3 protein-coding genes are annotated in these 2,055 nt (G+C 60.0%); all 3 read right to left on the bottom strand.

What is annotated here, in order from left to right:
* Nucleotides 1-54 precede the first annotated feature (54 nt).
* Entirely contained in the window at nucleotides 55-447 is a 393-nt protein-coding gene (locus PMI23_RS19250) for a DUF2802 domain-containing protein (RefSeq protein ID WP_007919978.1), read from the bottom strand.
* Nucleotides 448-933 (bottom strand): chemotaxis protein CheW, encoded by a 486-nt coding sequence (locus tag PMI23_RS19245; RefSeq protein WP_007919980.1) that lies wholly within the window; start codon nucleotides 931-933, stop codon nucleotides 448-450. It lies immediately after the preceding gene.
* 90 nt (nucleotides 934-1,023) lie between these two features.
* Entirely contained in the window at nucleotides 1,024-1,983 is a 960-nt protein-coding gene (locus tag PMI23_RS19240) for a CheW domain-containing protein (RefSeq protein ID WP_042704988.1), read from the bottom strand.
* Between the last annotated feature and the right edge of the window lie 72 nt (nucleotides 1,984-2,055).

Below are 2,055 nucleotides of genomic sequence, written 5' to 3'. Positions count from 1 at the left end.
GGAATGCGTTTCCCTGTAGGAGCTGCCGAAGGCTGCGATCTTTTGATCTTGCTTCTAGTTCTTGTGAAGCTTGCGCATCAACTCCGCCTCAGCCTGGGTCAACCCACAGGACTGAGTCAGTTCATCGACGCTTGCGCCCATGCCTACCAGTTTCGCCGCCTGGGCGAATGACAGGCTCGACGGGTCGCGTTGTTCAAGCGCGACAATCTTGTCCGGCAACGGACTCACCACCGCGCGCAACTCGTGCAGGGCGTCGCCCATGCGCACATTGCCGTTCTGGTAATCGTCGACACGCTTGGCCAGTTCCTTGATGCGCTGATCACGCAGCGCATCGCCCTGGGCCTGTTGCGCAGCGATGACGCGCTGCGCCTTGATGTACGACACAAACATTGCCAGCGTGCCTGCCCAGAAGAGGAACAGGACAATGACCGCGACCTCGAGAATCAATCAGATATTCTCCAGGTCCGACCATTCTTCTTCGCTCATCATCTTGTCCAGCTCGACCAGGATCAGCAACTCGTTGTTCTTGTTGCACACGCCCTGGATGAACTTGGCCGATTCTTCGTTGCCGACGTTTGGCGCCGTCTCGATTTCCGACTGACGCAGGTAAACCACTTCGGCCACGCTGTCGACCATGATGCCGACGACTTGCTTATCGGCTTCGATGATGACGATACGGGTGTTGTCGCTGATCTCGCCGCTGTTCAGGCCGAAGCGCTGACGGGTGTCGATCACGGTGACCACGTTACCGCGCAGGTTGATGATGCCCAGCACGTAGCTCGGTGCACCTGGCACTGGAGCGATCTCGGTGTAGCGCAGCACTTCCTGAACGCGCATCACGTTGATGCCGTAGGTTTCGTTGTCCAGTTTGAAGGTTACCCATTGCAGGATCGGATCTTCAGAACCTTTTGCATTCGTCGCCTGACTACTCATACCCTGACCCCTCGAAAAAACCGCTCTGAGCGGTGTGTGTTCTGTGTGGCGGCATTCAACAATGCCGTCGCCTGATTGTTATGTCGGCAGCTATGTCGGTTTATGTAGCGGCTTGTGGCCGCCGAGGTGCTTTGCCCCACCGCTGGCGATCAACTCGGCCAGTGCGGAAACGTCAAGCAATGCACACATGTGCTCAATCACGGTGCCGGCGAGCCATGGCCGCTGACCCCGGTGACTTCTCCATTTGATTTCATTCGGGTCCAGACGCAACGAGCGGCTGACCTGATGCACTGCCAGCCCCCACTCGTAACCTTGTACCGAAATCACGTACTGCAGGCCCTGACGGAAGTCATCGCGATAGCGATCGGGCATGACCCAGCGCGCGGTGTCCAGCACTTTCAGGTTGCCGGCCTGGCTCGGCAGAATCCCGAGGAACCATTCCGGCTGACCGAACAACGGCGTCAGCTCATGGCCGGCCAGCGAATAGATCGAGCCGAGGCACACCAGCGGCACGGCCAGGGTCAGGCCAGCGACGTCGAACAGCAGGCATTCGAAGGCTTCCGAGGCCCACGCCGGACGTCCGTCGGTTTCCACCGGTGGCGGCGTGTTGTTCGGCGGCAGATGCACTTCCACCAGCGGCGGAACCAGCGTCTGCTCGACGGGTGCGGGTGCGACGGGTGCCGGAGCTGGTTCGACCACGACCGGTTCCGGCGCGGTTTTCAGCAATTGGGTTTGCAGCAGCGGAGCGAGCGTCGAGACCGATGCACGAACCGGCGCTGCTTCCTCGATCAAAGCCTCCGGCGCTTTGGCAACCGCTGCAACGGCAGGCGCGGCAACCGGCGCAGCAGGCCTGGCCGCTTTCTGCGCGTCACGCGCCTGCTCTTCCAGCACCGCGGCCTGAAACTCGTCCAGCGCCTCGCTGCTTTCCACAACTTCAGGCTGCGCCTCAATGACCGGCGGCAGCTCCTCAGGAATTTCCTGCAGCAAATTATCCAGATAAGACTGCAGCGCCAATTGCGGCTTCGACGTCAACTTGACCGGCCGATTCATACGCAACCCCATGTAGGAGCTGCCGCAGGCTGCGATCTTTTGATCTTTTCAGGAGCGCCACAAAGCAAGATC

The sequence above is a fragment of the Pseudomonas sp. GM24 genome (assembly GCF_000282235.1).
Taxonomy (GTDB): Bacteria; Pseudomonadota; Gammaproteobacteria; order Pseudomonadales; family Pseudomonadaceae; genus Aquipseudomonas.
The sequence above is the reverse complement of the archived record's forward strand: the minus strand, read 5'-3'. Positions and strand labels throughout refer to the sequence as shown.